Origin of the sequence: Alcanivorax sp., from assembly GCF_019431375.1 — a bacterium.
In the GTDB taxonomy this organism is placed as follows: Bacteria; Pseudomonadota; Gammaproteobacteria; order Pseudomonadales; family Alcanivoracaceae; genus Alcanivorax; species Alcanivorax jadensis_A.
Genome location: NZ_CP080267.1, coordinates 3,907,488 through 3,933,143, shown reverse-complemented (window position 1 = coordinate 3,933,143; position 25,656 = coordinate 3,907,488). Strand labels below are relative to the sequence as shown.

At 59.7% G+C, this 25,656-nt stretch carries 24 protein-coding genes and 1 tRNA gene; 5 read left to right on the top strand and 20 right to left on the bottom strand.

Annotation, left to right across the window (positions count from 1 at the left end):
- Window positions 1-55: 55 nt before the first annotated feature.
- Window positions 56-3,958 (bottom strand): phosphoribosylformylglycinamidine synthase, encoded by a 3,903-nt coding sequence (gene purL, locus KZ772_RS18375; protein WP_290537851.1) that lies wholly within the window; start codon window positions 3,956-3,958, stop codon window positions 56-58.
- Between the two features lie 376 nt (window positions 3,959-4,334).
- On the opposite strand from purL, the gene mltF reads away from it, so the two are divergent.
- Window positions 4,335-5,738 (top strand): membrane-bound lytic murein transglycosylase MltF, encoded by a 1,404-nt coding sequence (mltF, locus tag KZ772_RS18370; RefSeq protein WP_290537850.1) that lies wholly within the window; start codon window positions 4,335-4,337, stop codon window positions 5,736-5,738.
- Window positions 5,739-5,820: 82 nt separating this feature from the next.
- Here mltF and KZ772_RS18365 read toward each other — a convergent pair whose 3' ends face one another.
- The 4 genes from KZ772_RS18365 to KZ772_RS18350 all read right to left on the bottom strand — a co-directional run bounded on the left by KZ772_RS18365 (window position 5,821) and on the right by KZ772_RS18350 (window position 8,122).
- Window positions 5,821-6,666 (bottom strand): DUF72 domain-containing protein, encoded by an 846-nt coding sequence (locus tag KZ772_RS18365; protein WP_290537849.1) that lies wholly within the window; start codon window positions 6,664-6,666, stop codon window positions 5,821-5,823.
- Window positions 6,663-7,142, bottom strand: coding sequence for a hypothetical protein (locus KZ772_RS18360; protein WP_290537848.1), 480 nt, complete (start codon window positions 7,140-7,142; stop codon window positions 6,663-6,665). Before KZ772_RS18360 ends, KZ772_RS18365 begins: the two co-directional genes overlap by 4 nt.
- Window positions 7,143-7,257: 115 nt before the next feature.
- Window positions 7,258-7,334 (bottom strand) — tRNA-Val (locus KZ772_RS18355).
- Window positions 7,335-7,426: 92 nt separating this feature from the next.
- Complete coding sequence (locus KZ772_RS18350) at window positions 7,427-8,122, bottom strand: GntR family transcriptional regulator (protein WP_290537847.1); 696 nt, start codon at window positions 8,120-8,122, stop codon at window positions 7,427-7,429.
- 338 nt (window positions 8,123-8,460) lie between these two features.
- Between KZ772_RS18350 and KZ772_RS18345 the strand changes: the two genes are divergently transcribed.
- Entirely contained in the window at window positions 8,461-9,006 is a 546-nt protein-coding gene (locus KZ772_RS18345) for a hypothetical protein (RefSeq protein ID WP_290537846.1), read from the top strand.
- 415 nt (window positions 9,007-9,421) lie between these two features.
- Here the strand turns inward: KZ772_RS18345 and KZ772_RS18340 are convergent, their stop codons facing one another.
- The 6 genes from KZ772_RS18340 to dapA all read right to left on the bottom strand — a co-directional run bounded on the left by KZ772_RS18340 (window position 9,422) and on the right by dapA (window position 13,386).
- Entirely contained in the window at window positions 9,422-9,928 is a 507-nt protein-coding gene (locus KZ772_RS18340; protein WP_290537845.1) for a hypothetical protein, read from the bottom strand.
- A gap of 153 nt (window positions 9,929-10,081) precedes the next feature.
- Window positions 10,082-10,315 (bottom strand): DUF6726 family protein, encoded by a 234-nt coding sequence (locus tag KZ772_RS18335; protein WP_290537844.1) that lies wholly within the window; start codon window positions 10,313-10,315, stop codon window positions 10,082-10,084.
- Between the two features lie 55 nt (window positions 10,316-10,370).
- On the bottom strand, window positions 10,371-11,087 hold the full coding sequence (gene purC, locus KZ772_RS18330) for a phosphoribosylaminoimidazolesuccinocarboxamide synthase (RefSeq protein WP_290537843.1): 717 nt from the start codon (window positions 11,085-11,087) through the stop codon (window positions 10,371-10,373).
- A 25-nt stretch (window positions 11,088-11,112) separates the two neighbouring features.
- Entirely contained in the window at window positions 11,113-11,886 is a 774-nt protein-coding gene (locus KZ772_RS18325; RefSeq protein WP_290537842.1) for an MBL fold metallo-hydrolase, read from the bottom strand.
- Window positions 11,887-11,890: 4 nt separating this feature from the next.
- Window positions 11,891-12,505, bottom strand: a complete 615-nt coding sequence (gene bamC, locus KZ772_RS18320; protein ID WP_290537841.1) for an outer membrane protein assembly factor BamC — start codon at window positions 12,503-12,505, stop codon at window positions 11,891-11,893.
- Entirely contained in the window at window positions 12,502-13,386 is an 885-nt protein-coding gene (gene dapA, locus KZ772_RS18315; protein ID WP_290537840.1) for a 4-hydroxy-tetrahydrodipicolinate synthase, read from the bottom strand. The genes bamC and dapA overlap by 4 nt, the downstream gene beginning before the upstream one ends.
- A gap of 196 nt (window positions 13,387-13,582) precedes the next feature.
- On the opposite strand from dapA, the gene KZ772_RS18310 reads away from it, so the two are divergent.
- Window positions 13,583-14,110, top strand: coding sequence for an ACT domain-containing protein (locus tag KZ772_RS18310; RefSeq protein ID WP_290537839.1), 528 nt, complete (start codon window positions 13,583-13,585; stop codon window positions 14,108-14,110).
- Window positions 14,111-14,176: 66 nt separating this feature from the next.
- Window positions 14,177-14,653, top strand: coding sequence for a thioredoxin-dependent thiol peroxidase (gene bcp / locus KZ772_RS18305; RefSeq protein ID WP_290537838.1), 477 nt, complete (start codon window positions 14,177-14,179; stop codon window positions 14,651-14,653).
- A gap of 46 nt (window positions 14,654-14,699) precedes the next feature.
- Here the strand turns inward: bcp and KZ772_RS18300 are convergent, their stop codons facing one another.
- Window positions 14,700-15,791 carry an AI-2E family transporter gene (locus KZ772_RS18300; protein ID WP_290537837.1) on the bottom strand — a complete coding sequence of 364 codons (1,092 nt, stop codon included), beginning with the start codon at window positions 15,789-15,791 and terminating at the stop codon, window positions 14,700-14,702.
- Window positions 15,791-16,039: a sulfurtransferase TusA family protein gene (locus KZ772_RS18295; protein WP_290508847.1), complete on the bottom strand. Its 249-nt coding sequence runs from the start codon at window positions 16,037-16,039 to the stop codon at window positions 15,791-15,793. The genes KZ772_RS18300 and KZ772_RS18295 overlap by 1 nt, the downstream gene beginning before the upstream one ends.
- Window positions 16,040-16,146: 107 nt before the next feature.
- Between KZ772_RS18295 and KZ772_RS18290 the strand changes: the two genes are divergently transcribed.
- Window positions 16,147-17,577: a M48 family metalloprotease gene (locus tag KZ772_RS18290; RefSeq protein WP_290537836.1), complete on the top strand. Its 1,431-nt coding sequence runs from the start codon at window positions 16,147-16,149 to the stop codon at window positions 17,575-17,577.
- 176 nt (window positions 17,578-17,753) lie between these two features.
- Here the strand turns inward: KZ772_RS18290 and nadA are convergent, their stop codons facing one another.
- From nadA to KZ772_RS18255, 7 genes are all read right to left on the bottom strand, one after another.
- Entirely contained in the window at window positions 17,754-18,803 is a 1,050-nt protein-coding gene (nadA, locus tag KZ772_RS18285) for a quinolinate synthase NadA (RefSeq protein ID WP_290537835.1), read from the bottom strand.
- Window positions 18,804-18,950: 147 nt separating this feature from the next.
- The gene (locus KZ772_RS18280) at window positions 18,951-20,168 is read right to left on the bottom strand and encodes a cyclopropane-fatty-acyl-phospholipid synthase family protein (RefSeq protein WP_365870549.1); all 1,218 of its coding nucleotides are present in this window, start codon (window positions 20,166-20,168) and stop codon (window positions 18,951-18,953) included.
- 49 nt (window positions 20,169-20,217) lie between these two features.
- Window positions 20,218-20,985, bottom strand: coding sequence for a DUF1365 domain-containing protein (locus KZ772_RS18275; RefSeq protein ID WP_290537833.1), 768 nt, complete (start codon window positions 20,983-20,985; stop codon window positions 20,218-20,220).
- The gene (locus tag KZ772_RS18270; RefSeq protein WP_290537832.1) at window positions 20,982-22,235 is read right to left on the bottom strand and encodes an FAD-dependent oxidoreductase; all 1,254 of its coding nucleotides are present in this window, start codon (window positions 22,233-22,235) and stop codon (window positions 20,982-20,984) included. The genes KZ772_RS18275 and KZ772_RS18270 overlap by 4 nt, the downstream gene beginning before the upstream one ends.
- Entirely contained in the window at window positions 22,232-23,692 is a 1,461-nt protein-coding gene (locus tag KZ772_RS18265; RefSeq protein ID WP_290537831.1) for a deoxyribodipyrimidine photo-lyase, read from the bottom strand. The genes KZ772_RS18270 and KZ772_RS18265 overlap by 4 nt, the downstream gene beginning before the upstream one ends.
- Window positions 23,689-24,570, bottom strand: a complete 882-nt coding sequence (locus KZ772_RS18260) for a MerR family transcriptional regulator (protein ID WP_290537830.1) — start codon at window positions 24,568-24,570, stop codon at window positions 23,689-23,691. The genes KZ772_RS18265 and KZ772_RS18260 overlap by 4 nt, the downstream gene beginning before the upstream one ends.
- Entirely contained in the window at window positions 24,567-25,520 is a 954-nt protein-coding gene (locus KZ772_RS18255; RefSeq protein ID WP_290537829.1) for a DUF523 and DUF1722 domain-containing protein, read from the bottom strand. The genes KZ772_RS18260 and KZ772_RS18255 overlap by 4 nt, the downstream gene beginning before the upstream one ends.
- Window positions 25,521-25,656: the final 136 nt, after the last annotated feature.

Sequence of the window (25,656 nt, the reverse complement as noted above, 5' to 3'; positions counted from 1 at the left end):
CTTTTCAGCTTTTGATCCCAGCTGTTAACTGTTCACTATTAACTGTTAACTGCCTTTACCCCACCCACTTCCGTGCATTGGCAAACATCCGCAGCCAGGGGCCGTTTTCGTGGCCGCGCCAGTCGTCCGGAATCCAGCTGTTCTGCAGCACACGGAACACCCGCTCCGGGTGCGGCATCATGATGGTGACGCGCCCGTCGGTAGTGGTGAAACCGGTAACGCCCTGGGGCGAACCGTTGGGGTTCGCCGGATACTGTTCCGCCGGGTTGCCCTGGCCATCCACATAGCGCAGTGCCACCAGACGCTGCTCGATGTTGCGATTCAGGGCGTCATCACCCAGCTCTACACGGCCTTCGCCATGGGCGACCGCAATGGGAATGCGGGTACCGGCCATGTCCTTGAGCAGGATGGACGGGGAATCCTGGATTTCCACCAGGGAAGTGCGCGCCTCGAACTGCTCGGACAGGTTGCGCACAAAGCGCGGCCAGTGCTCGGCACCGGGGATCAGGTCCTTCAGGTGGGACAGCATCTGACAGCCGTTACACACGCCAAGCGCAAAGGTATCTTCGCGGAAGAAGAAACGATTGAAGGCTTCGCGCAGTTCCGGGTTGTAGAGCACGGTCTTGGCCCAGCCACCGCCGGCTCCCAGCACATCCCCGTAGGAGAAACCGCCACAGGCCACCAGGCCCTTGAAGTCATCCAGTTGTACCCGCCCGGCCAACAGGTCGCTCATGTGCACGTCGATGGCGGAGAAGCCAACTCGGTCGAACGCCGCTGCCATTTCGGTCTGGCCGTTGACGCCCTGCTCGCGCAGGATCGCCATCTTCGGCTTGGCGCCACTGTTAATGTAAGGCGCCGCCGGGTTCTCGGTCATGTCAAAGGTCAGGCGCACATTCAGGCCCGGATTATTGTTGTCCGGGATGGCCTCGAATTCCTGACGGGCGCAATCCGGGTTATCACGCAGGGACTGGATCTGGTAGCTGGTTTCCGCCCAGATGCGCTGCAATTCCCGGCGCGGGGTTTCCAGCAGGATGCCACCACCCAGACGCAGGCGAATCACATCGTCGCCGTCCGGCTGACCCAGGTGGTGAACGCACTGGCTGAGACCGGCTTCAGCGTAACGGGCCAGGATCTCCTGCCGGTGGGCCGGGCTGATCTGCAGCACCGCGCCCAGTTCTTCGGCAAACAATGCCGCCACCGCTTCCGGGTTATCACCGGCGATATGATCCAGGGTGATATCCAGGCCGGTGCGACCGGCAAAGGCCATTTCCACCAGGGTAGTAAACAGGCCGCCGTCGGAACGGTCGTGGTAGGCCAGCAGTTTGCGCTCGGCCAGCAGCTGCTGGGTGACCTCGAAGAAGGCGATCAGATCCTTGGCATCATCCAGGTCCGGCGGCACATCGCCCACCTTGCCGAACACCTGGGCCAGGGCGGAGCCCGCCAGGCGGTTCTGGCCACGGCCCAGATCCACCAGCAGCAGTTCACTGTCGACCCCGGTTTTCAGTTCCGGGGTCACGGTCAGATCAATGTCGGTAACACCGGAAAACGCGGAGATCACCAGGGACAGGGGCGCGGTAACGCTCTTGTCGATGCCCTTTTCGTTCCACACGGTGCGCATGGACAGGGAATCCTTGCCCACCGGAATGGCGATGCCCAGCTGCGGGCACAATTCCATGCCCACCGTTTTCACGGTATCGAACAGGGCCTGGTCCTCGCCCGGGTGACCGGCGGCGGCCATCCAGTTGGCGGACAGACGAATCTGGCCCAGGTCACCGATATGGGCGCTGGCAATGTTGGTGATGGATTCGGCCACGGCCATGCGACCGGAAGCCGCTGCGTCCACCAGGGCTACCGGGGTGCGTTCCCCCATGGCCATGGCTTCGCCCGTGCTTACATTGTCCTGATTGGGGTTGAAACCGGTGGCGGTCACCGCACAGTCGGCCACCGGCACCTGCCAGGGACCCACCATCTGGTCGCGATGAACCAGACCGGTGATGGATCGATCGCCGATGGTGATCAGGAAGCTTTTCGACGCCACCGTGGGCAGGCGCAGCACACGCTCGCCGGCTTCTTTCAGGTCGATGCCGTCGGTGGTGAAGGTCTGGCGCAGGAAATCTTCCCGGTCAAAGCTGCGCTGCATTTTCGGCGGCTTGCCGAACAGCAGGTCCATGGGCAGATCCACTGGCGCCTTGCCGAAGTGTTCGTCGCTGACCGTCAGATGCTCTTCACTGGTGGCTTCACCCAGCACCGCGTAGGGCGTGCGCTCGCGCTGACAGATGGCATCGAAGCGCTCGATATCCTCCGGCATCACTGCCAGCACGTAACGCTCCTGGGCTTCGTTACACCAGATCTCCACCGGGCTCATGCCGGGCTCGGAGCTGGGGATTTCACGCAGTTCCAGTTTCGCGCCCATGTCATGGTCGTGCACCAGTTCCGGCAGGGCGTTGGACAGGCCGCCGGCGCCCACATCATGGATGGAAACGATGGGGTTGTTGTCGCCTTCCGCCCAGCAGCGATCGATGACTTCCTGCACCCGGCGCTCGATTTCCGGGTTGTCCCGCTGCACGGAGGCAAAATCCAGGGTTTCGTCGGACTCACCGGAGGCCATGGAGCTGGCTGCGCCGCCGCCCAGGCCGATGAGCATGGCCGGGCCACCCAGCACGATGATCTTGGCGCCGGCGGGAATCGGGTTCTTTTCCACATGGCCGTCTCGGATATTGCCCAGGCCACCGGCGATCATGATCGGCTTGTGGTAACCACGCACTTCGTCGCCATTCACGCCCGGCGCCTGGATTTCCAGGGTGCGGAAGTAACCACACAGGTTGGGGCGACCGAATTCGTTATTGAAGGCAGCAGCACCGATGGGGCCTTCGATCATGATGTCCAGCGCCGAGGCAATGCGCCCGGGCTTGCCATAGGGCGTTTCCCAGGGCTGCTCGAAACCGGGGATATTCAGGTTGGACACGGAGAAGCCGTTCAGGCCCGCCTTGGGTTTGGAACCACGGCCGGTGGCGCCCTCGTCACGAATCTCACCGCCAGACCCAGTGGCCGCGCCCGGGTGGGGCGCGATGGCGGTGGGGTGGTTGTGGGTTTCCACCTTCATCAGCAGATGCACCGGCTCGTTGACGAACTGGTACTCGGCACTGCCTGGTGCCGGGAAGAAGCGATCCGCCACCGGCCCGGCCACGACTGAAGCGTTGTCCTTGTAGGCACTCAACACGCCTTCCGGGGCATGGTTATAGGTGTTGCGGATCATGCCGAACAGGCTCAGATCCTGGTCTTCGCCGTCGATGGTCCAGTCCGCGTTGAAGATCTTGTGGCGGCAGTGCTCCGAGTTGGCCTGGGCGAACATCATCAGTTCCGCATCGGAGGGGTTACGGCCCAGCGCCGTGAAACGCTCCACCAGGTAGTCGATTTCATCCTCGGCCAGGGCCAGGCCGAGCTCGCTGTTCGCCGTTTCCAGCGCTTCACGACCACCACCGATCACATCCACCGTAGTCAGCTCGCGGGGGGAGTGATGTGAGAACAGGGCCTCGGCCTCTTCCAGCTCCGCCAGCACCACTTCCACCATGCGATCGTGCAGGGCCGGCGCCAAGGCGGACCGGCTTTCTTCACAGGCAGCCTCGCCGGCCAGCCGGTATTCGATGCCCCGCTCTACCCGCTCCACCTGGGTAAGGCCGGCGTTATGGCAAATGTCCGTGGCCTTGGACGACCAGGGCGAAATGGTGCCCGGGCGCGGCACCACCACAAAGCGCTGCCCGTCCACGTCGTCCTCTTCCAGGCTGGGGCCGTACTGCAACAGCCCTTCCAGCACCTGTTGCTGCTCATTGCTGAGGGGCGACTTGATCGCCACAAAATGCACATAACGGGCAGAGATCGCAGAAATACCCGTCAGGGACTCCAGCAGTTTTTCCTTACGAAATGCGGACAGGGCCGGGCTTCCGGAGAGGATCAGCATAGTGCGCCTTATATGATTACCAGTGGGGGTAGAGGTGGTGCTTTAAATTCAGGGCCGCAATGATACGGGATTTGCCCGCCGCTCGCAGCCTCCTGAAACAGCCAATTTCACCCTTGTCAGCCCTGTCCTACGCCATGGGGTAATCGCCTACGCCACCCGTCCTATAAGCAATTTAATGCTCTTTTCCGGACTTGTCGCATTTGTGCATAAAACGCTCAATTGTTCGACAAAGCTTTACATAACAGCCATTTGCCACTGATAGAGTTGCGCCACTTTTACGTGATATAGATCACAGGCAGGGGATGGAACAATCCCTAACCGGTCGGCGGTAAGCAGTATCGACCTGTCTGGATAACCTGACAGAGGTACACCAAGGATGACGGTTTTCTTTCGACATACTAAGCATCTCCTGGCCTCGCTGGCCCTGTTCAGCGTTATTGGCATGATGCTCGCCATGCGTCCCGCCCCTACCTCCATCGAACGGGTAATGACCCGCGGTGAGCTGGTGGTCATGACCCGTCCGTCCAACACTACCTATTACCGGGACCAGCACGGTTACACCGGCATGGAATACGAACTGGCCAAGGGCTTTGCCGACAGCCTGGGCGTAGAGCTGCGCATGCTGGAATCCGACGACCCCTCCTATATCCGTTACGCCATTCGCAAAGGCACCGCTGACATGGCTGCGGCCGGCCTGGTGGCCACTGCGGAGCGCAGCGAGAGCCTGCACTTCACCACCGACTATCAGAAAGTGGATTCCCTGGTGGTGCGCCGTCTGGACACCCCGCGTATCCGTGACCTTGCCGACCTGGCCGGCAAGCAAGTTGCCGTGTCCGCCGGGTCCAGCCATGCGGAACTGCTGGTAAAGGCACAACTGGAAAATCCGGGCCTGGAATTCCAGGAAGTGGAAGACGCCAGTCCGGAACAGCTGCTGGCCCTGGTGGAAGACGGCCAGGTGGATTACACCCTGATTCACTCCAACAGCTACACCCTACAGCGCGCCCTGTGGCCGGAGCTGATTGCCGACTACACCGCCGCCACCGATATGCCGCTGGCCTGGGCATTCAGTCCCAAGGATGACCAGAGCCTGTACCTGGCCGCCCAGCGCTACCTGACCCAGGCCAAGGCCAATGGCACCACGGCCAAGCTGGAAGACCGTTTCTACGGTCATGTGGAACAGTTCAACCTGTATGCGGCGCGCAGCTTCATGCGCCATCTGGAAGAACGTTTGCCCCGCTACGAGGAGCTGTTCCGTCAGGCGGAAGACAACAGCGGTTTCGACTGGCGCCTGCTGGCCGCCCTGGCCTACCAGGAATCCCTGTGGGATCCCGGCGCCATCTCCCCCACCGGGGTGAAGGGCCTGATGATGCTCACCAACGACACCGCGCGCCAGATGGGTATCAGTGATCGCACCGACCCGGCCCAGAGCATCCTGGCCGGCGCCGACTACCTGCGCCATACCCACGAACGCATCCCGGCGCGCATTCCGGAGCCTAGCCGCACCTGGATGGCCCTGGCCGCCTACAACGTGGGCTTTGGTCACCTGGAAGACGCCCGTGTGCTGACCCAGAATCAGGGTGGCAACCCGGACAACTGGCAGGATGTGAAACAGCGCCTGCCGATGCTGGCCAACCCGGCCTACGCCGGCCAGCTGCGCTACGGCAATGCCCGCGGCGGCCAGGCAGTGATCTACGTGCGTCACATCCGCCGCTACTACGACCTGCTGGTATGGGCGGAAAACAGCCGTCGCCGTGACGGCACCCTGATCGCGCTGAATTAAAAGACAGTCACGAGAGGTGCGTAACGAGTAGCGAAACCCTGTCACGGTTTACTCCTCGAAACTCGCAACTCGCGACTTTGTCTCAGAACAAGCCTGGCTGCTTCACCTGCCGCGCCAACGCCAACGGCGCCAGCCCCGGCAAACGCTCCGCCAGCATGCCATGCCACAATGCCGTCAGCGCCAGCGCATCGCCATTGTCGGGCATGTGAATAAACAGGTAAGGACGCTCCCCCGCCGCTATCCAGTTCGCCACCCGTTCCACCCAGGGCGCAAGAAACGCCCGGTTGGCCTGCAGATCCGGATGCCCCACATAACGGACCACCGGCGCCGCCTTGACCGGCAGCACATGCACCGGCAACCGGGGCTTCTTGCGCTGAGCATCTTGTGTCGCCTCATCCTGCGCACTCGCGGCAAACAAGGCCCGGCTATCAAAACAGACACGGGCCAGATTACGCTCGCGCAGGCCGCGATTTAGCGCCCTTTCCGACTCGCCCTTGGCGAAGAAATCCCGGTGACGCACTTCCACCGTGCAATCGAACGGTGCCGGCAGCGCCTCCACAAATCGCCACAAGTCCTCCAGTCGCTCCGGCCCAAAGGCTGCGGGAAGCTGTAGCAAGAATGGCCCGAGCACATCTGCCAGCGGAGCCAGCACATCCAGAAATGCCCGCGCCTGCCCACCAACCCCCTGCAGCAGACAGTCATGAGTGATCTGCCGGGGAAACTTGAACAGAAACCGGAAATCCTCAGGCACCTGGGCCCGCCATTGTTCACATTGCTTGCGTGACGGGGTGGCGTAGAAGGAGGTATTGCCCTCGACACTATTGAAGACCCGACTATAGCGTTCCAGAGAACTCTCGCCGGCAGGCAGACGACCATTCCAGGCGGGGTGCTGCCACTGCGGGCAGCCAAGAAAATACGGCAGCGTCATGGGCAAACCCCGCCATAGAAGCCCTGCTCCTCAAGACAAAGACGCACCTTTTCCAGCAACGCGTTGCTGAGCTGGCGATAGTCCGGGTAAGGGGTTAGTAGCAAGCGGCGCTCCGTGTCCACGGAAACCCCAGGAGCACCGGCCAGCGAACAGGCATTGTGCTGCAAGCCGGCAAAACGCTGCAGATTGTCCCTGCCGCCAATCCAGTGCCAGCATTCCTCGTCGGACAGTGCCGGCACAAAACAGAGTGCGGAGTTCTGGAACAGACATTCATCCCGAAAATGCCGCCAGTCCTCCGCCACCGGGCTGGCCACCTTGGCGAGCAGGTTCACGATCTTGCGCCAGTGGTTGGAATTAGCCGCCACCAGTTCAGTAGCGTCAGGGCGTTGCTGTAACCGGGCAAGACCGTTCGGCCGATGTGGCAAGTAAAGAATCAGGGTCGGGCGGGCAGCCCCGAGATAATCAATGTCAGGCATCCCAACGCTCTCGTCGGCTCCAGAGTGTCGGTATTCTACCGGGCGGCGCGGAAAAGGGGCCAAAACGAAAAAAGGGTCTGCCACATCACTGCGACAAACCCTTTTCTCTGAATCTTGGTAGAACCGGGCGGATTCGAACCGCCGACCTCCGCCATGTCAAGGCGGCGCTCTAACCAACTGAGCTACGGTTCTATGGCGATCCCCAGGGTGATGCTCCAAAAGAGCGACGTGCCTGAAGAGGGTGGCAATTCTATGCAGCTTGGCCGCGCAGGGCAAGGGGCAATTTATTTGCGCCGACGCGACCCCCAGGCCGTTTCGATCTGCCGGGCACGGGTGATGGATTCCTCCACCAGTTCAGACTGGTGCTCGGCAAACTCGCGAATGATTTCCAGGGCCGAGCGAACATCACGCCGGAAGATGGTTTCCACCAGCGCCTTGAAGAACGACAGGCATTCCTTCACTTCGTCGGCTTCCAGGTGCAGAGCCATGAAGTAGGCCCGCTGCATGGCCGGCTGCATATTGATGAGGATATCTTCCACAAACACATTGCGGGCAAACGGATAGGCGTGCTCAAGGAACTGGAAGCTGAGTACAAAGAAAGTATCCAGATCGCGCTCTTCCGCTGCCACTTGCAGACCATGAACCAGCTCGATAAAGGCATCCAGATCCTCTTCGCGCACCACCTTGATGGCCTTGCGAATCACCAGCCCAAGCAACACCTGCATCACCTCGTAGAGGCTGCGTACATGGGCTTCAGACATTTCCTTCACCACCGCGCCCCGGCGCGGCAGGATATCGATCAGCTGGCGGCGCTGCAGGATCAGCAGTGCCTCGCGCACGGAGCCACGACTCACATCCAGTTCGCCAGCGACACGCAGCTCCTGAATGCGATCGCCGGCCAGCATGTCACCATGGATGATCTGCTTGGCCAGGTGCTGGGCTATCTGTTCGGAAAGGCTTTCTTTGGCTTTGAAGCTCACAGGCACTCCTTGAAGGGATCTGGTCAGCACTCAACAACCTTCGCCGCACCTGCCGGCAAGCCGTTTGGCTTCCATACAGGCGCTACACTGCTATGCTTGTTGAACAATCCCGAAATTCTTGTCCGACTATAGTACAAGGTTGACGAACGACCAATAGCTGACAACTAATTGCCTACAATGGCCAGCCATCGGGCGATCTTCAGAGGCCCTCGGATGTGTCCATGCTCTCAGTTTTAGCCGGGCACTCTGGATTTCACAGCCATTACTGGCCAGTATGAAAAGAAAAGGTGCCCTGGTGTTGTTAGGGCACGACGATAAAGAATCACCAGGTACACAGGATGTCCCCAGACCTGATTACACAATTACCCCGCGTGGATGCACTTTTTGATTACTATGCGGAGCGCTTTGGCAAGCAACAGACCCCCTACCGTAACCACGTCTACCGGCTCATCAATCTGGTAGCCGCACAAAGATCACTGGATGATCAGGAACGGGAAGCGCTGGAGATTGCCGCCTTCTTCCACGATGCCGGCATCTGGCTGGCTGGCACGTTTGACTACCTGCAGCCCTCCGCCCGTCTGGCAGAACACTACCTGGAAGAACAGCAACTGGGCCATCACCGTGCCCTGGTTCGCGCCATGATCCTGAACCACCACAAGATCAGCCGCTATCACGACGACCGGAACAATCTGGTGGAGGTGTTCCGACGCGCCGACTGGATCGATGTGAGCCTGGGCGTCATGCGTTTCGGCCTCCCCATGGCCCGGGTCCGGCTGATAAAACGGGCCTTCCCCAACGCCGGTTTCCACCGCCTGCTGCTCAAGCTCAGTGGCCAGCAACTGCTCAGCCAACCCTGGCGGCCATTGCCCATGCTGCGACGCTGATACCCACGAATTACTGTGCGCTGCATGCGCTGTAATGTGGATACGCGACAAATGTCCCGGCAAACCCGTTTGCTGCCACTATTTTGACCACAAAAAGTTACTCACAGCATCTGTGGATAACTTTGTGCATAGACTGTCAGGAACCGCCGCCAGCGCTGATGTTCTCTGCCCTTCCCCCAGAATGATGAAAAAATGGCCGTTTTATTAAAACCTTATAAAACAACAACTTAAAATCATTTACCGCAAATCAACAAGTTAGCCAAGAACATTCACACAAGGCATGAAAAACGGTTAAACGCTGTGCAAAACTTCTGCTCTCAATCGGGGCAAACAGCAAAATGCAAGCGTCCAATGCCGACTTTATTCAGCCGGCACAGCCACTTGCACAGAGAAAGGGAAAGGATGGGTATGAAGATCAGCGGCGCAGACTGAAGCTGATGCCCAGCACAACTACCGGCTCCACATCCAGGTCGTTATTGTCCCGCTCTTCTTCGCTATCGCAGCGAAACGCCGCTTTGTACTCGTCGCAGTCCAGCGCTTCGATGGCCCCCACCGCCGCACTGACGGTCCAGCGAGAATAGGGCTTCACCCATTGGTGACCGAGTTCCACGCCGACACCAAGACGCTCATAGTGACGTTCGCCGCCCAAATCTCCCGCCATCAGGCCGGTGTAGAAGCCATTCTCGGACATCAGGCCGCGCTCCATTTTATGGCGCCAACCAGCCACCCAGCGGGGCTCATCAGTGTCCAGGCCACCGGAATCCAGGTACAGGGCAGGCATGGCGTAAAAGCTGTTGTGCTCGGTGGCCCACTCCAGGTTCAACCCGGCCAGACCATTGAGATAGCCAAGACCGATAAGCAGATCGTCTGCCACAGCCGGCAAAGGCATGAGCATAAGGAAGGACAGTAGCCAGCGATGCATGGCGAACTCCGGTTATTGTTGTTATTCAGCCAGGGCTTTTCACGCCTGGTCAGGCCGCAAGCGGGCCGGGGAGCCTGTATTTTTCACAACCCCTCCGCGGATTACAAGCATGGAGAACCCCCGGCCAAGCGTCAGCGGAGCCAGGGGGCTCTGTTACAGCGGAATCTTGTCGATACTGTCGGCGGTGGTATCGATGGCGCCATCTACTTTTTCTAGCGCTTCATCGGCGGCATTGCCGGCCACCGGAATAATAGACAGTACCGCACCCACCACGGAGCCGGCAGCACCGACCAGTCGCATCGGGGTTGTTGCCAGCTTGGTCAGAAAACAGCCACTCAGGGTGGCAGTCAACAGGCCCACCACCGCCAGACGCATTACGGATTTCATAGTTACTCCTTATTATTCTTGAGAGTGTTATTCTCTTGTACCGAGACGACGTGAATCAGTATTGAAACTGCATCCCCAGTCGACGTCCCACTTCTTCATAGGCTTCCACCACGCCACCCAGGCCCTGGCGGAAACGGTCCTTGTCCAGTTTCTCGCGGGTGTCCTTGTCCCACAGCCGGCAGCCGTCCGGGCTGAATTCATCGCCCAGCAGTACCTCACCATTAAACACGCCGAATTCCAGTTTGTAATCCACCAACAGCATGCCGCCATCCAGGAACAGCTGTTTGAGCACCTCATTGACCTGGAAGGTCAGGGTCTTCATTTGCGCCACCTGCTCGTCGGTGGCCCAGCCAAAGCTGCGGATGTGGTAATCGTTGACCATGGGATCACCCAGATCATCGTTCTTAAGAAAGAATTCGAAGGTCGGCGGATTCAGCTCCAGCCCTTCTTCCACACCCAGGCGACGGCAGATGGAACCGGCGGCAATGTTGCGCACCACACACTCCACCGGAATCATGTCCAGCTTCTTCACCAGCGACTCCACTGGCGACAGCATCTTCTCGAAATGGCAGGGGATCCCCGCTGCCTTGAGCTTTTCCATGATGGCGGCATTGAACTGGTTGTTCACCGCTCCCTTACGCGCCAGCGCCTCTTTTTTCTTGCCATCAAAGGCCGAGGTGTCATCGCGGAACAGCATGATCAGTTTGTCCGCGTCATCAGTGGTGTACACAGACTTGGCTTTGCCGGCGTACAACTCGTCGCGTTTTTCCATGGAAAGGCCTTTACTCGGGTCAGTATTAATGTACTTGCAGCCAGCCAAACCCTTCCGTCTGGCTGGCAACGCCAATTCGTTCTCGCCCACGGGTCACCACCCGCTCAACGGCATCCAGTGCATGCCGGGACGTGTTGTTCTGTTCACTCAGGTGCGACAACACCAGATGCTGCAGGCGGTCCACATTGGCCTGGCGCAGCAGCGCCGCCGCCTGATCATTGCTCAGATGCCCCAACATACCACCCACGCGGCGTTTCAACGACGGCGGATAGGGGCCATGGACCAGCATCTGCGCATCATGGTTGCATTCCAGCACCAGCGCATCGCAATCCTGGTAGGCCTCAACCACATGGGGAGTAATCGCTCCCAGGTCGGTGAGCACACCCAGTGTCCGGCCCTGCCAGCTAAAGCGGTACTGGCACGGCTCCCGCGCATCATGGGGCACCAGTACCGGCAGAATCTGCAACGCCCCAATAGCAAAAGTGCGCCCGGGCCGCACTTCCTGCCAGTTGGCGCCGCTCAGGCTGGTGCGCTTGCCTTGCACAGCGCTGGCGGTGCCGAAGGAGCTATACACTGGGCAACCGGTCTTGCGGGCCAGCGCCCCGGCACTGCGGATATGATCGCCGTGCTCATGGGTCACCAGAATGGCGCTCAGCTGATCCGCTGCCAGCCCCAACCGGGCCAAGCGCTGCTCGGTTTCCTTGACGGTAAACCCGCAGTCGATCAACACCAGGGTATCGTCCGCTTCCACCAGGGTGGCGTTGCCCTTGCTGCCACTGCCCAGGGATGCCAGCTTCATAGACTTAATTCAGTTCTTCAAAAATGCGTTCGAGAATAGCCTGCCCCGGGGTCTTTTCCACCAGCGCGGAGCCTTCCTCATTCAACACTGCCACCTGGATACCATTGGTGGTATGGCTCAGTTTCAGCTGGGCGGTCTTGGCACCAAGGGTATAGCGCGCAGGGACTTTCAGGTAATAAATGCCCACTTCACGGTCCCGATCGCTTATCTTCAGATCCGTGTTAGCCAGAGCCTCTCCCACGTATTCCCAGGCCCAGGCAAAGCGGGTAGACATCATGATAATCGGGTAACCGTTGCCATCACGGGCCAGTATCGCTTTGGAAGACGCATCCTTGGGAGCCGGCTGCTGTGACTCCTCATCGTCAGCACTGCCCAGCACCACCAGCTGTGGCGGCTTGGGCACGGTAAAGCGTTTTTCGTCTTCACCACGGCCCACCAGGCGTTCTTCCTGGCGGGGCACAGAATAAAGCGGCTGCTCGCCGATGAATACGCCATCTTCCGGGACCTGAATAGGCTCCAGCACTTGCGCATTGCGGTAATTCAGGCTGCTGTCCGGTAACCAGCTACAACCGGATGCTGCGGATACCACCAGGGCGAGCATTAACGCCGCTTTCTTCATTTAACCTCCAGCAGGCCGCATTGGCGCATGGTCTCACGCAACCGCGGCTGAGCCGCTTCTGACAGCGGCACCAGCGGCAGGCGGATACCAAGGTCAATCAGGCCCATTTCATACAGTGCCCATTTCACCGGGATCGGATTGGCTTCAATAAACAGATCACGATGAAGGGGCTCAAGTTCCGCATTCAGTGCTCGGGCCTGATCCGCGTCACCCGCCAGGGCGGCTTCGCACATGGCGGCCATCTTGGCTGGCGCCACGTTGGCAGTTACCGAGATATCACCGTGGCCACCGGCCAGGATGAAATCCATGGCGGTAGCGTCATCGCCGGAATAGAGCATGAAATCATCGCCGCAACGCTCACGGATTTCCCGGGCCCGCTCCAGATTGCCGGTAGCTTCCTTGATGCCGATGATGTTGGGCACCTTGCTCAGCCGCTCCACGGTTTCCGGCAACAGATCACAGGCGGTACGGCCGGGCACATTGTAGAGAATTTGCGGAATATCCACCGCCCGGGCCACCGCCAGATAATGCTGGTAGAGGCCCTCCTGGGGCGGTTTGTTGTAGTAAGGCGTTACCAACAGGCAGGCATCGGCGCCGTCACGCTTGGCGTCACGGGTCAGGCGGATGGCTTCTTCAGTGTTGTTGGCGCCGGTACCGGCGATCACCGGGATACGGCCCTTGGCCACGGCCACCACCTCACGGATCACACTGTCGTGCTCTTCAAAACCCAGGGTGGCGGATTCGCCCGTGGTGCCCACCGCCACGATGGCGTGGGTGCCCTGCTCCACATGCCAGTCCACCAGGGCGCGCAAGCGCTCCCAGTCCACTGCTCCGTCTGAGCGCATGGGGGTTACCAGCGCTACAATGCTGCCACGGATCATGCCTGTCTCCTGTTTTGCGCCAATGGGGCGCAATCGCGATTATTCCGGTGCACCGGACCCTGTCGTCGGGTGAAGGGCGCTATGGTAAACCTCGAAAACGCTGGACGCCAGATGCCGGGCCTCTGCACCCGTGCAGAAAAAACCTGCAACCTCTAAACTCTCACCAAACAATACGGCAATGCCTGCGGAGCGCATCATGGAACAACTCATCGTTATCTCGGCCCTGGGTTCAGACCGCCCGGGCATTGTGGAATCCCTGTCCCGGGCAGTACTGGAACACAATGGCAATATCCTCGACTCTCGCATGACCGTGCTGGGTGGCGAGTTTGCCGTGCTGATGCTGGTGTCCGGCAGTGACGCCACCCTGGATCAGCTGGAAGCGGACCGGGACAATCTGGCCAGCGAACTGGACCTGCTGATCACCCTCAAGCGTACCCGTCCCCGCGACCTGCAGGCCCGCGCCCTGCCCTACGAGGTGGAAGTGGTGGCCATGGACAATCCGGGCATCGTCCACGAAATCGCCAATTTCTTTTCCCGACGCAGCATCAACATCGATGACCTGCACACCGGTACCTATGCCGCGCCCCATACCGGCACCCGCATGTTCAGCCTTCACCTGGTACTGAGCATGAACGCAGAACAATCGGTGGCCGAATTGCGTGACGCCTTCCTGGATTTCTGCGAAGCACGCAATCTGGACGCCACCATGACCCCGAAACGCTAGGGAACCACTGAGCGTTTCACTCATACGGCAAAACCATCCACACCATGAAAGAGAAGCGGACCCGATATGGCACATCCCAAAATTGGTAATCTGGCCCCCAACTTCAAACTACCCGATCAGGACGGCAACCTGGTTGAATTGAAATCCTTCAAGGGCAAGAACCCGGTGGTAATTTTCTTCTACCCCAAGGCACTCACCCCGGGTTGTACCACCCAGGCCTGTGGCATTCGCGATACCAAAGCCGAGCTGGAAAAACGTGGCGTGATCGTTTTCGGCATCAGCCCGGACCCGGTGGCACGCCTGCCCAAGTTTATCGACAAGCATGACCTGAACTTCACCCTGCTATCCGACGAGGATCACGCCATCGCAGAAAAATACGGTTGCTGGGGCATGAAAAAGTTCATGGGCAAGGAGTTCATGGGACTCATCCGCACTACCTTTATTGTCGGCAAGGACGGCAAGTTGGCAAAGGTGATGGACAAGTTCAAAACCAAGAGCCATCACGAAGATCTGCTGGCGGAGCTGGACGAACTGGGTATCTAGGAAACCCCTAAAAAAGGGGCGCAAAGGCGCCCCTGATCTAATCCGGTCATGGGGCCACCTGCTCCTTCCCCTCCGCATCAGGGTAATCCGCTTGCCTGGGCCAGGCATTGATCACCGCCTTGATCAGGGTCGCCAGGGGAATGGCAAAGAAGACACCCCACAGGCCCCACAGGCCACCGAACAGCAGGATGGCAGTAATGATCGCCACCGGGTGCAGGTTCACCGCCTCGGAGAACAATAGCGGCACCAGAATATTGCCATCAATAAACTGGATGACACCGTAAATCACCATCACCAGAGCAAAGTCCCCACTCCAGCCAAACTGTACATAGGCAGCTACAGCCACCGGCAGTGTCACCACGGTAGCACCGATGTAGGGCACCACCACGGACAGCCCCACCAGCACCGCCAACAGTACGGTGTAGTGCATGCCCAGCAACAGGAACGCGATGAAGGTGACGCTGCCCACCAACAATATCTCGATGGCCTTGCCGCGCACATAGTTGGCAATCTGGTCATCCATTTCATGCCAGACATGATCAAGAATCCGGCGACGCCGTGGCAAGAAGCGCATCATCCAGCTGGTAATCGCTTCCCTATCCTTGAGGAAAAAGAACACCAGCAACGGCAACAACACCAGAAAGACCATTACCTCCACCAGGTTGGGGATGGACGCCAGCGACAGTGTCAGCACCCCCTGACCGGCTTCTGCCACCTGTCGCTGGATTACCGCAACGATGGAATTGACCTGCTCCATGGAGATCACTTCCGGGTAATGTTCCGGCAACTGCCTCAGCCAGCTTTCTCCGTTCTTGAGCAAATGGGGTAACTGGTCCTGCACCAGTAGCAAGGTCTGGCGCCAGACCATGGGCAGCAATACCACCAGGGTGGCGATCAGCAAACCCAGGAACAGGGTGAACACCAGGTTTACTGCCAGCAGACGCCGCATGCCCTTGCGCTCCAGCCCGGCCACCAGTCCCTGCATCAGGTAGGCAATCACAATGGCGGCCAGCACCGGCGCCAGCATGCCACCGAAAAACAGGATCACCAGTCCGGCGGCCAGCAATACCACCAGCAGATACACCGCCTCCTCGTCGGAGAAGTACTTTTCGGACCAGTTCTTGAGGATACGTAACATCAGCTCTCCTGTTCGCCGCGGCGAATCACAAAGGCATAGTGGCCCTTATTTTCGTCCATGCGAACCAGCTCGTGGCAGGATTGTCTCAAATAGGCAGGAATGTCGTCGGCGGAAGCGGCGTCGGTGGCGATGACCTCCAGTAGTTGCCCCGGTTTCAGATGCCTCAGCGCCTGCCGGGTCTTCAGCAATGGCATGGGACATTGCAGGCTGGAGGCATCAATCTGCAGGTCGATAGGCTGATCGCTCATACGGGCGCTTCATTCGTCTCTAGTCTACCGGCATTATAGTCACAACCCGGCTATGGAATAAGGGCCGGCCTGTGTCGGCCAGCACAAATAATCACGGGAGCACCTACTTGAAGTTTTTGCTACGCACGCTCTTATTGATGAGTTGTTGCACCCTGGCAGCCACCAGCGCCAACGACGACTTGCCGGTTCTCGGTGACCCTACTGCCGCGCTTATGTCCGCCGACCAGGAATACCGGCTGGGCAGGAGCTGGCTGCGCGGCCTGCGTGGGCAGACCTCAATCATGTCCGATCCGCTGGTACAGGAGTATGTGGAAAGCCTGGTCTACCGCCTTGCCTCCTACAGCGATCTGAAAGAGCCCAATCTGGAAATCGTGGTCATCAACAGCCGCCAGATTAACGCCTTTGCGGTACCCGGCGGGGTGATCGGTCTTAACGCCGGGCTGTTCCTCAATGCCCGCGACGAAGACGAAGTAGGCGGCGTGGTGGCCCACGAAATTGCCCACGTGAGCCAGCGGCATTTCGCCCGCCGTTACCTGGATTCCAAGAAGATGAATACCGCGGTACTGGCCGCCATGCTCGCCAGTCTGGCGGTGGCCATTGCCGGCGATGGCGAAGCGGGTATGGCCGGCATCGCCGCCACCCAGGCCGGAGCCATCCAGGCGCAACTGGCCTATTCCCGCCAGAACGAACGGGAAGCGGACCGGGTGGGCATGCAGACTCTGGCCGCCGCCGGTATGGACCCGGATGCCATGCCACGGTTCTTTGAGCGTATGCACAATAACCAGCGCTTTGCCGGCGACCCTCCCGAATTTCTGCTCACTCACCCGGTGACCGAAAGTCGTATCGCCGACAGCCGCTCCCGGGCACGTTCCCTGCCCTCACCACGAATGAATTCCTCATTACATTTTCTTCTGGTGCAGGCCCGACTCCAAGCTGCCTTTATTCAGGGCGACAATCACGCCATCGACCACTTCCAGCGATACAGCAACGAACGTAATGCCCTGGCCTTGCAGGCAGCCCGTTACGGGCTGGCACTGAGTTATCTGCGTGCCGACCGCTTTGACCAGGCCAGAAAAATCATGCAAGCGCTGGCCGAGGAACACCCGGACCAGCTGTGGTTCCGGCTAGGGCTGGTGGAGGTGGCACTGGACGAAGGGGATTATGCTCGAGCCATCAGCCAGGCTGAGCGAGTACTGGATCTGTCTCCGGACAATTACCCCGCGTCCATTCTGATGAGCAAGGCATTGTTGCGAAGTGAACAACCGGCCAAGGCGCTTCCGGTACTCAAGCCTTTGCTCAGCCAGCGTCCCAACAACCCCTATATCTGGGATCTGGCTGCCGACGCCTATGGCAATAGCGGCGACAAGGTCCGAGCCCTGCATGCACGAGCTGAGAGCCAGTTCCTGCGTGGCAGAGACCAGCAGGCCATGCAACAGATGCAATACGCCCTGCGTGATGCCGAGAATGATTTTGCCCTTTACAGCAAGCTGACTGGCCGACTGCAAACCATGAAGGCGCTATCAGAAGAAGAATTCTGAGACGTCGGAGCATTTGACCGCCCCGTTGGAGCCTTGCTTGCAAGGCGAAGGATTCTATCAGCCCCGGTGCCCTCTGGAATCTTCGCTTTGCACGCAAAGCTCCAACGAAGCGAACACAGGCCAGGTCCAACAAAAAAAGGCGGCACACGGTGCCGCCTTATTTCATTGTCATACCCTTACGACTTCAGCGACTTGCCAAAGTCCAGCATGCGGTTAAGCGGCACCATGGCTTTTTCCGCCAGGTCCGGGTCCACAAAGATTTCCTGGCCCATGCCATTGTCGTCTTCCAGCACCGCCAGCATGTTCTGCAAACCGTTCATAGCCATCCACGGACAGTGGGCACAGCTGCGACAGGTGGCACCGGAACCGGCAGTGGGCGCTTCCAGGAACGTTTTTCCCGGCGCCAGTTGCTGCATCTTGTAGAAGATGCCCTTGTCGGTGGCGACGATGAAGGTATCGTTATCCATCTCGCAGGCAGCCTTGATCAGCTGCGAGGTGGAGCCCACCACATCCGCCATTTCCACCACCGGCGCCGGTGACTCCGGATGTACCAGAATGGCAGCGTCCGGGTAGGCCGCTTTCAGATCCTGCAGGCCCTTGGCCTTGAATTCCTCGTGCACGATACAGGCGCCGTCCCAGCACAGTACATCGGCACCGGCCTTGTCCCGCACATAGCTGCCCAGGTGCTTGTCCGGGGCCCAGAGAATCTTTTCGCCGTTGCGGTCCAGATGCTCGATCAGCTCCACCGCAATGGAAGAGGTCACCACCCAATCGGCCCGGGCCTTCACCGCCGCCGAGGTATTGGCATACACCACCACGGTGCGGTCCGGATGCTGATCGCAGAAATCGGCAAACTCGTCTTCCGGACAACCGATATCCAGGGAGCAGGTCGCTTCCAGGGTGGGCATGAAAACGCGTTTTTCCGGGCTGAGAATCTTGGCGGTCTCGCCCATGAACTTGACCCCGGCCACAATCAGGGTGGATGCCGGGTGTTCCTTGCCAAAGCGGGCCATTTCCAGGGAATCGGACACGCAGCCGCCGGTTTCTTCCGCCAAAGACTGGATTTCAGGATCGGTGTAATAGTGGGCCACCAGTACCGCGTCGCGCTGGCGTAACAATTCCTTAATGCGCTGACGGTAGGATGCACGTTGCTCCTCGCTGAGGGAGTCTTCGTGTTCCACCTTGGCCAGGTGGGCCTGTACCAGTGCTTGTGCCTCTGCTGTCATTGGCTTCACCGCCCGGGGTTTCCCCCTGATATCAATAACTTAGGTAACAACCAGGAAATCAGGGCGGGCATAATACCACAACGCGGCGCCGAAACGGCGCCACACAAATACCCTTGATAGTTAAAATGCGCCCGGACGGGCGGCTTTTCAAGATGCCGGGCGATAGTCGGGGCCGGCTGCCACCAGATGCACAGTACTGATGGCACGTTCCAGGAAGGCACCCTCGCAATAACAGAGGTAGTAATCCCACATACGGATAAAGCGCTCGTCAAAGCCCAACTCCCTGACTTTTGGCAAGGCCGCCAGGAAGCGTTCGCGCCAGTGGTGCAAGGTCAGGGCGTAATCGTGGCCGATGTCATGGAGTTCCGTGGCGACCATGCGGGTATGGTCTGCCAGGTGCTGGCACATCACCGAGACGCTGGGCAGGAAACCGCCGGGGAAAATGTAGCGCTTGATGAAATCCACCTGCTTCAAGGCGTGTTCATAGCGCTGATCCGGTACCGTGATGGCCTGCAAGACCATCTTGCCATCCGCTTTCAACCTCTCGCCAAGCACCTGGAAATAGCCGGGCAGGAACTCCGCCCCCACCGCTTCGATCATTTCTACGGACACCACCCGATCATACTGGCCGGTGAGCTCGCGATAATCCTCTTCCAGCACCGTCACCCTGTCTTCGAGACCTTCCTCCACGACACGCTCCCGGGCATGGCGAGCCTGTTCCCGGGAAATAGTGGTGGTGGTGACCTGTACACCATGATGCTTGGCCGCATGAATGGCGAGACCGCCCCAGCCAGTGCCGATTTCCAGCAGGGTCATGCCCGGGGCCAGTGACAAATACTGGCAGATCTTTTCCAGCTTGTAATCAGAGGCCTCTTCCAGCGACGCATCCGGGCGGGGAAACACCGCGCTGGAATACATCATGCTGCGATCCAGAAAAAGGCTAAAGAAATCATTGCCCAGATCGTAGTGGGCAGAGATGTTGCGACGGGATCCCTGCAGGGAATTACGGTTGTAGCGATGCAATACCTTCAGGGCCGGCTTTGACAACAATGCCATGCCACCTTCCAGGGCTTTCATGGCGTCTACGTTGGCAGCAAAGTAACGAATGACTGCCACCAGGTCCGGGCTATCCCAGCCTTTTTCCATGTAAGCTTCTGCCGCGCCCAGGGCACCGCCACTCATCATCATGGTATAGGTGCGCCAATCACGCAGGCGAATGATCGCTGCATCACCATGTGAAGAATTGCCGCCGATAATGACCCGATTGCCATCGGGTTCATGAATACGGAGAGCGCCGTGAGGCAGCGCATTAAGTCGCGCCAGCACCAGTTTGCGAGCCACTGTCTGTGGCCAGCTAATAGTCACACTGTGCGCCAGTCGATTTGTTGTGGCTTTTTCGCCAGACAGCATGCGGTCAATCTCCGTACCGATTGTTACTGTTTTTGCCGGGGTGAGTATGAAATCTCGCCCCTTTGCGCCATAGCCGGAATGCCTGCCAGTAAATGGCACGCAACGTGGCCAGTCCCTGAGCGCCAAACCGGAAGACCACCGTTCTCATTGTGCGACTGCTGGCTTCCTGCAAATTCAGCTGTAAACCTGCCACGAAAACGACTTGATCTTCCTTTCTGTCTTCCAAGACTAGGCGCAAACCGGGTAAAGCCACGTGAAGATCCCAATGATAGTCCAACGCCATGGGCAGAAACGGGGACACATGGAAAGCCTTTGGGTGACTGACCTGCCAGCCCCCTTGTTCGTTTTTTTGCAGGTTCAGTGGATAGAAATGACGCTCACGCCAGGGAGTGTTTTGTACTTCTGCCAACATGCTATCCGGCTGATCGCTGTCTTCGGGAAAATGCAGATACAGCACCAGCGGATTGAACAACGTCCCCAGGGTGCGCCACTGGCCCAGCATCACCACCCTGCCCCCGGACCATTCCAGACCCAGTGCTGCCGCCTTCTCACGGACCTTGCCTTCCAGGTTATCCTGTCTGGCGTCCACAAAATCACTGTCACGGAACACCACCGGCCGCCAGCGACGACCCCAGCCAGGATGCTTTGCCAACATGGCATCCACCTCCGCCAGATCACACCAGACCAACCACAGCGGGTAGTGGAACCCATGGCGGAATGGCACCAGGCGCTGGTGCCATACCTTGCCCCTTGCTATCGCCTGGGTAATCACGGGGCAGACTCCGGGGACAATGCCCGCACCACATCCAGGGCCGACACCACACCATCCTCATGGAAGCCATTGCGACACCAGGCACCGGCATACCAGGTGCGTCGTTCACCATTGCCCGTCAGCAGGGTTTCCCGTGCCGCCACTGTGTCTGGAGTGAACAGAGGATGGGCAAAGTGATAACGGGCGATGATTTTCTCCGGGTCAATTCTGTCCGTGGCGTTGAGTGTCACGCAGAAAGTTTCCGGCGCCTGAATACCCTGCAGAATATTCATGTCATAGGTCACCTGTACGCGCTCCTGATCATCATCGAACAACAGCGCATTCCAGCTCGACCAGACTCTCTGCTGCCTGGGCAACAGACGGATATCTGTATGTAGCACCACCTCGTTATCCTGATAACCGAGCCGTGACAGACAATCGCCTTCGCGGCTGTCCGGGTCGGCAAGCAAGGCCAGGGCCTGATCGCTGTGGCAGGCAAGAATCACCTGATCAAACGCTTGCTGCTCGCCGTTCACCGTGAGGGTGACACCCTGCTCATGGCGGCGTACTGCACTGACCGCTGAACGGGTATGAAAACGGGCTGAACACTGCTCCACCAGAGGAGCCACATATTGGTTGGAGCCCCCGGGCACCACATACCACTGGGGCCGGTTGGTCAGCGACAGCAAGCCATGATTCTGAAAAAAGCGGATAAAGAATTTCGCCGGAAACACTTCCATCTGCTCCAGGGAACAGGACCAGATGGCCCCGCCCATGGCGAGAATATAATCGCGGCAGAAACGCTCCCCGTAACCGTGACGGCGCAGGTATTCCCCCAGGGGCATTTCCCCCGCTTCACTGTCCAACAAGCCGGGCGCATGGCGATTGAAACGCAGAATATCGCCGATAAAACGCCAGTGAGACGGACTCAGCAGGTTGCGCTTCTGGGCAAAAATACCGCCCAGGCCGTCACCGCAATACTCCAGCCCGTTGCGCTGGTCACTAACCGCAAAACCCATGGCGGTGGGCTTACCCTGCAGGCCCAGTTCATCCAGCAGGCGCAGATAGTTGGGGTAGGTGCGATCATTGAAAACGATAAAGCCCACATCGATGGCGTAATCACCGTGCTCACGGCTCACCGGTACGGTGCAGGTGTGGCCACCGAGATAGTCGTTAGCCTCGAAGACGTCCACCCGATGATGTCGGGACAGATACCAGGCGGCGGTGAGGCCACTGATACCGGCGCCGACGATGGCAATACGCTGACTCATGCCTGTTCCTTTTTGCTGATGGGACTGTGGTTGCTGTGGTCGTACTGGGCCTTGGCGGCCTTGAACGCCTCGGTGACCCGCTCGCGCACACCGGCATGGGGTACCACCGGGGGCGGATAGTCGGGCGCCAGTAAAGGTTGTTTCCAGGGTTCGTGGACGGTCTTGTTATCCAGCTCGCGCAATTCCGGCACCCAGCGGGCGATAAACTGCCCCTGGGCATCGAATCGCTGGCTTTGGCGCACGGGATTGAAGACCCGGAAATACGGCACCGCATCGGTACCGGAAGAGGCACTCCACTGCCAGCCACCATTGTTGGCAGCAAAGTCCCCGTCGATCAGGTGCTGCATGAAGAAGCGCTCCCCCAGCCGCCAGTCCAGCCACAGATGCTTGCTGAGGAACATGGCCGTGACCATGCGCAGACGGTTGTGCATCCAGCCGGTGGCCACCAGCTGGCGCATGGCCGCATCCACCAGCGGGTAGCCGGTGCGCCCTTCGCACCAGGCCTGGAACAGGGACGGGTCCCGGGACCACTGCAGCAGCTCGGTTTCCGGCCGGAACGCCCCACCGCGACTGACCCGGGGAAAACGGGCCATGATCTGGCGATAGAAATCCCGCCAGGCCAGCTCGCCAATCCAGCAGGCGGCCCCGTCCCGGGCTCCCGCATCGGCCATGGCCAGCGTGGCCACCCGATAACAGCTGGCCGGCGACAGGGTCCCGGCAGACAGGGCCGCGGACAGGGCACTGGTAGCAGGCTCGGCGGGAAAATCCCGGTGCTTGCGGTAACCGGCCAGGTGATGCTCGGCAAAGTGGTCCAGCTGTTCCAGTGCCGCGGCCTCCCCGGGTTGCCAGTGGCGGGTCAGGCTGTCGGGTATGGTCAGTGTCTTCAGCGCCGCTTCCACCGCGGCCTTGCCCACAAAGCGCCCCTTGCCGTGGCCATCTACCGACAACGCCGGCACCGGCTGAAAGTGGCTGTCGAGCCACACATCCCAGCGTTTCTTGTAGGCACTGAAAACCGTATAGGGGGTACCCTTGCCGGTGTTCAGAGTGCGCGGTGGGACCAGCACGCTGTCATCAAAGCCAGTGATGGCCACCCCCTGCGGCTCCAGCGCCCGAGCCACAGCCCTGTCCCGATCCAATTCGTTCAGCGGATACTCGCGGCTGCAGAAAATGCGCTCAATATCGTGCTCCCTGACAAAATCCGCGAGCATTGCTGGCACGGCGGCGAAATCACCAGCATCCAGCACATGCAGGTCCACGCCCCGCTCCGCCAGGGCATCACCCAGTTCCAGCAGACTTTGCAGCACATACCAGCGACGCAACGGTGCCACTTCGTGGGTGTCCCACTGCTGCTCGCATAGGCAATACACGGCCATTACCGGTTCATCCCGCTCCAGCGCCTGCTGCAGGGCACGATGCGAATGGACTCGCAGATCGTTGCGATACCAGACCAGATTCATGGCTTGCCTCCGTTGTCATCTACCGTTGCCACACTGGCCGCTCGATCTATCTCTTCCAATGCCAGCAATTGTTCCGCCACCGCCTGACGGTCCCCTGTCAGTCGGGTGACGCCAGCCGGCGGCGCGTCCACCACCCTGCCCCAGCAGGCGGCAGGCCAGGGCAACGACGGTTGCGACCAGAGACGCTGGCGCTGACTGGCGCTGGGCCAGTGATCGATCACCCAGAGCACGCCACAGGGCTGCCGGTCGGCCAGCAGCGCTGCCAGGGCATCCATGTCCACGTCCCGCTGCAGGCACCACAGGGGCCGCTGCAGCACCATGGCCAGCTCCAGGGCCGGCAGGGCATCGCCCACCGGCACCAGCAACCAGCCAAATTCACGGCGCCTGGGGGACAGGGACAGGGCCCGCGCCGACCATTTCTGGGTCAGCACCGCTTCCAGCAGGGCCAGATGGGCAGACAGGGAGGCACTGCCGACAAGCTGCTCACGCAGGGGGGCGGTGAGTTCACGGATTACCTGACCATGGCTGTAGTCCGCCAGAAGGCGGTTGATCAGTTGCTCCAGACGGCGCACGTTCATGGCCTCCAGAGCCCGCAGGGCATCTTGCCGCGCCTGGGCCCAGGGCATGCCGCTATCAGCTGCCAGCAGCGGCTCCTGCTCTCCTGACAGCAAGGATGCCACCTGGCTGATGGGCACACCCTTTTCCACCCAGTGAACAATGCGCCGAATCTGTTCCACCTCGGCGGTGCGGTAGCGACGATGCCCCTTGGCGGTACGCTGCGGCTTCAGCAAACCATAGCGACGTTCCCAGGCACGCAGGGTCACCGGGTTGACGCCACACTGTTCACTGACCTGCTGAATGGTCAGCACATCGTTCATACCCGGTTCCTCAGCCCCAGGTCATCCGGATAGGGAGACAGGTAGCCCTGCTTTTCCAGGTACGGCTGCGGCACCTTGCGCATACCGCCGCGCAGCAGGGTCATGGGCACGATCAGCGGCACCTCCTCGCGCAGATAGGCCTCGATCTGTTCGTTGATCAGGGCCCGGTCGGTGTCGCTGAGCCCCTCGCGCAGAAAGCCCGCCAGATGCTGCAGGGTATTCACGTGGGCGCCGCGGGATACCCGCTTCTTCATGGCGGCCATCAGACCGTGAATGTATTCCTCGGCGATCTCTTCCAGCGGCCGGGTTTTCAGATCACTGAGCAGCGGGCCCAGCTGGCGGTAGGTTTTCTGGCAGTGGGCCAGCAGCTGGAATTTGTGCCGGCTGTGAAAGTCGATCAACCGCTGCGCCGTCAGCCCCTGCTCGCGGAGCTGGCACCAGTCATCGTAGAGGAACACCCGCTCGATAAAGTTTTCCCGCAGGGTGTCGTCATTGAGTCTCCCCTCTTCTTCCAGGGGCATAAGCGGATAGTGGGTCTGCAGCGCTGCGGCAAAGAGGCCGCTGGCCTCACGGTGTTGTACATGACCATCATCGTTATAGACGCGAATTCGCTCCATACCGCAACTGGGGGACTTGGCCATCAGGATATAGCCGCGCAGCGGCGCCAGGGAGGGCATAGCCCGGTCGATGAAATCCTGCATCAGGTCGGTATGGTCACGAAGACCGTCGGTGGTGATCAACCGAAGCGCGCCGCCTTGCTCGGTGAGATGCATGGCCTTGCGAGGCGCACTGAGCCCAGCCCCCATTTCCGGGCACAGGGAACGAAACTCGAAATAGCGGGACAAAACGCCCGTGCAGTAGCGGGAATGCTTGTGCCCCTTGTCGTGGCGCACTTCCAGACCCAGCAAACAGGCGCTGATGCCAACCGGAATTTTTACGGAGCTGATCATGTGCCACCTCATACCTGTACAAAGAATTATATTTGTACAAGTTTAGGCCGGAGTACAGTCAACACGCCGTGAAGCCTGTGATGATCTTGTCTTGCGGTACCACAACCCGTAGGTGCAATCCGGGGCGGGGCTATCT

What these genes read in the sequence shown, in the direction of transcription:
- KZ772_RS18335 (WP_290537844.1), bottom strand. Translation starts at nt 10,315, where the DNA reads ATGAAATCCGTAATGCGTCTGGCGGTGGTGGGCCTGTTGACTGCCACC.
- KZ772_RS18255 (WP_290537829.1), bottom strand. Translation starts at nt 25,520, where the DNA reads ATGATCAGCTCCGTAAAAATTCCGGTTGGCATCAGCGCCTGTTTGCTG.
- nadA (WP_290537835.1), bottom strand. Translation starts at nt 18,803, where the DNA reads ATGACAGCAGAGGCACAAGCACTGGTACAGGCCCACCTGGCCAAGGTG.
- dapA (WP_290537840.1), bottom strand. Translation starts at nt 13,386, where the DNA reads ATGATCCGTGGCAGCATTGTAGCGCTGGTAACCCCCATGCGCTCAGAC.
- purC (WP_290537843.1), bottom strand. Translation starts at nt 11,087, where the DNA reads ATGGAAAAACGCGACGAGTTGTACGCCGGCAAAGCCAAGTCTGTGTAC.
- KZ772_RS18295 (WP_290508847.1), bottom strand. Translation starts at nt 16,039, where the DNA reads ATGAGCGATCAGCCTATCGACCTGCAGATTGATGCCTCCAGCCTGCAA.
- KZ772_RS18360 (WP_290537848.1), bottom strand. Translation starts at nt 7,142, where the DNA reads ATGCCTGACATTGATTATCTCGGGGCTGCCCGCCCGACCCTGATTCTT.
- KZ772_RS18260 (WP_290537830.1), bottom strand. Translation starts at nt 24,570, where the DNA reads ATGAACGATGTGCTGACCATTCAGCAGGTCAGTGAACAGTGTGGCGTC.
- KZ772_RS18310 (WP_290537839.1), top strand. Translation starts at nt 13,583, where the DNA reads ATGGAACAACTCATCGTTATCTCGGCCCTGGGTTCAGACCGCCCGGGC.
- bcp (WP_290537838.1), top strand. Translation starts at nt 14,177, where the DNA reads ATGGCACATCCCAAAATTGGTAATCTGGCCCCCAACTTCAAACTACCC.
- KZ772_RS18340 (WP_290537845.1), bottom strand. Translation starts at nt 9,928, where the DNA reads ATGCATCGCTGGCTACTGTCCTTCCTTATGCTCATGCCTTTGCCGGCT.
- purL (WP_290537851.1), bottom strand. Translation starts at nt 3,958, where the DNA reads ATGCTGATCCTCTCCGGAAGCCCGGCCCTGTCCGCATTTCGTAAGGAA.
- KZ772_RS18325 (WP_290537842.1), bottom strand. Translation starts at nt 11,886, where the DNA reads ATGAAGCTGGCATCCCTGGGCAGTGGCAGCAAGGGCAACGCCACCCTG.
- KZ772_RS18365 (WP_290537849.1), bottom strand. Translation starts at nt 6,666, where the DNA reads ATGACGCTGCCGTATTTTCTTGGCTGCCCGCAGTGGCAGCACCCCGCC.
- KZ772_RS18345 (WP_290537846.1), top strand. Translation starts at nt 8,461, where the DNA reads ATGTCCCCAGACCTGATTACACAATTACCCCGCGTGGATGCACTTTTT.
- KZ772_RS18270 (WP_290537832.1), bottom strand. Translation starts at nt 22,235, where the DNA reads ATGAGTCAGCGTATTGCCATCGTCGGCGCCGGTATCAGTGGCCTCACC.
- bamC (WP_290537841.1), bottom strand. Translation starts at nt 12,505, where the DNA reads ATGAAGAAAGCGGCGTTAATGCTCGCCCTGGTGGTATCCGCAGCATCC.
- mltF (WP_290537850.1), top strand. Translation starts at nt 4,335, where the DNA reads ATGACGGTTTTCTTTCGACATACTAAGCATCTCCTGGCCTCGCTGGCC.
- KZ772_RS18265 (WP_290537831.1), bottom strand. Translation starts at nt 23,692, where the DNA reads ATGAATCTGGTCTGGTATCGCAACGATCTGCGAGTCCATTCGCATCGT.
- KZ772_RS18300 (WP_290537837.1), bottom strand. Translation starts at nt 15,791, where the DNA reads ATGTTACGTATCCTCAAGAACTGGTCCGAAAAGTACTTCTCCGACGAG.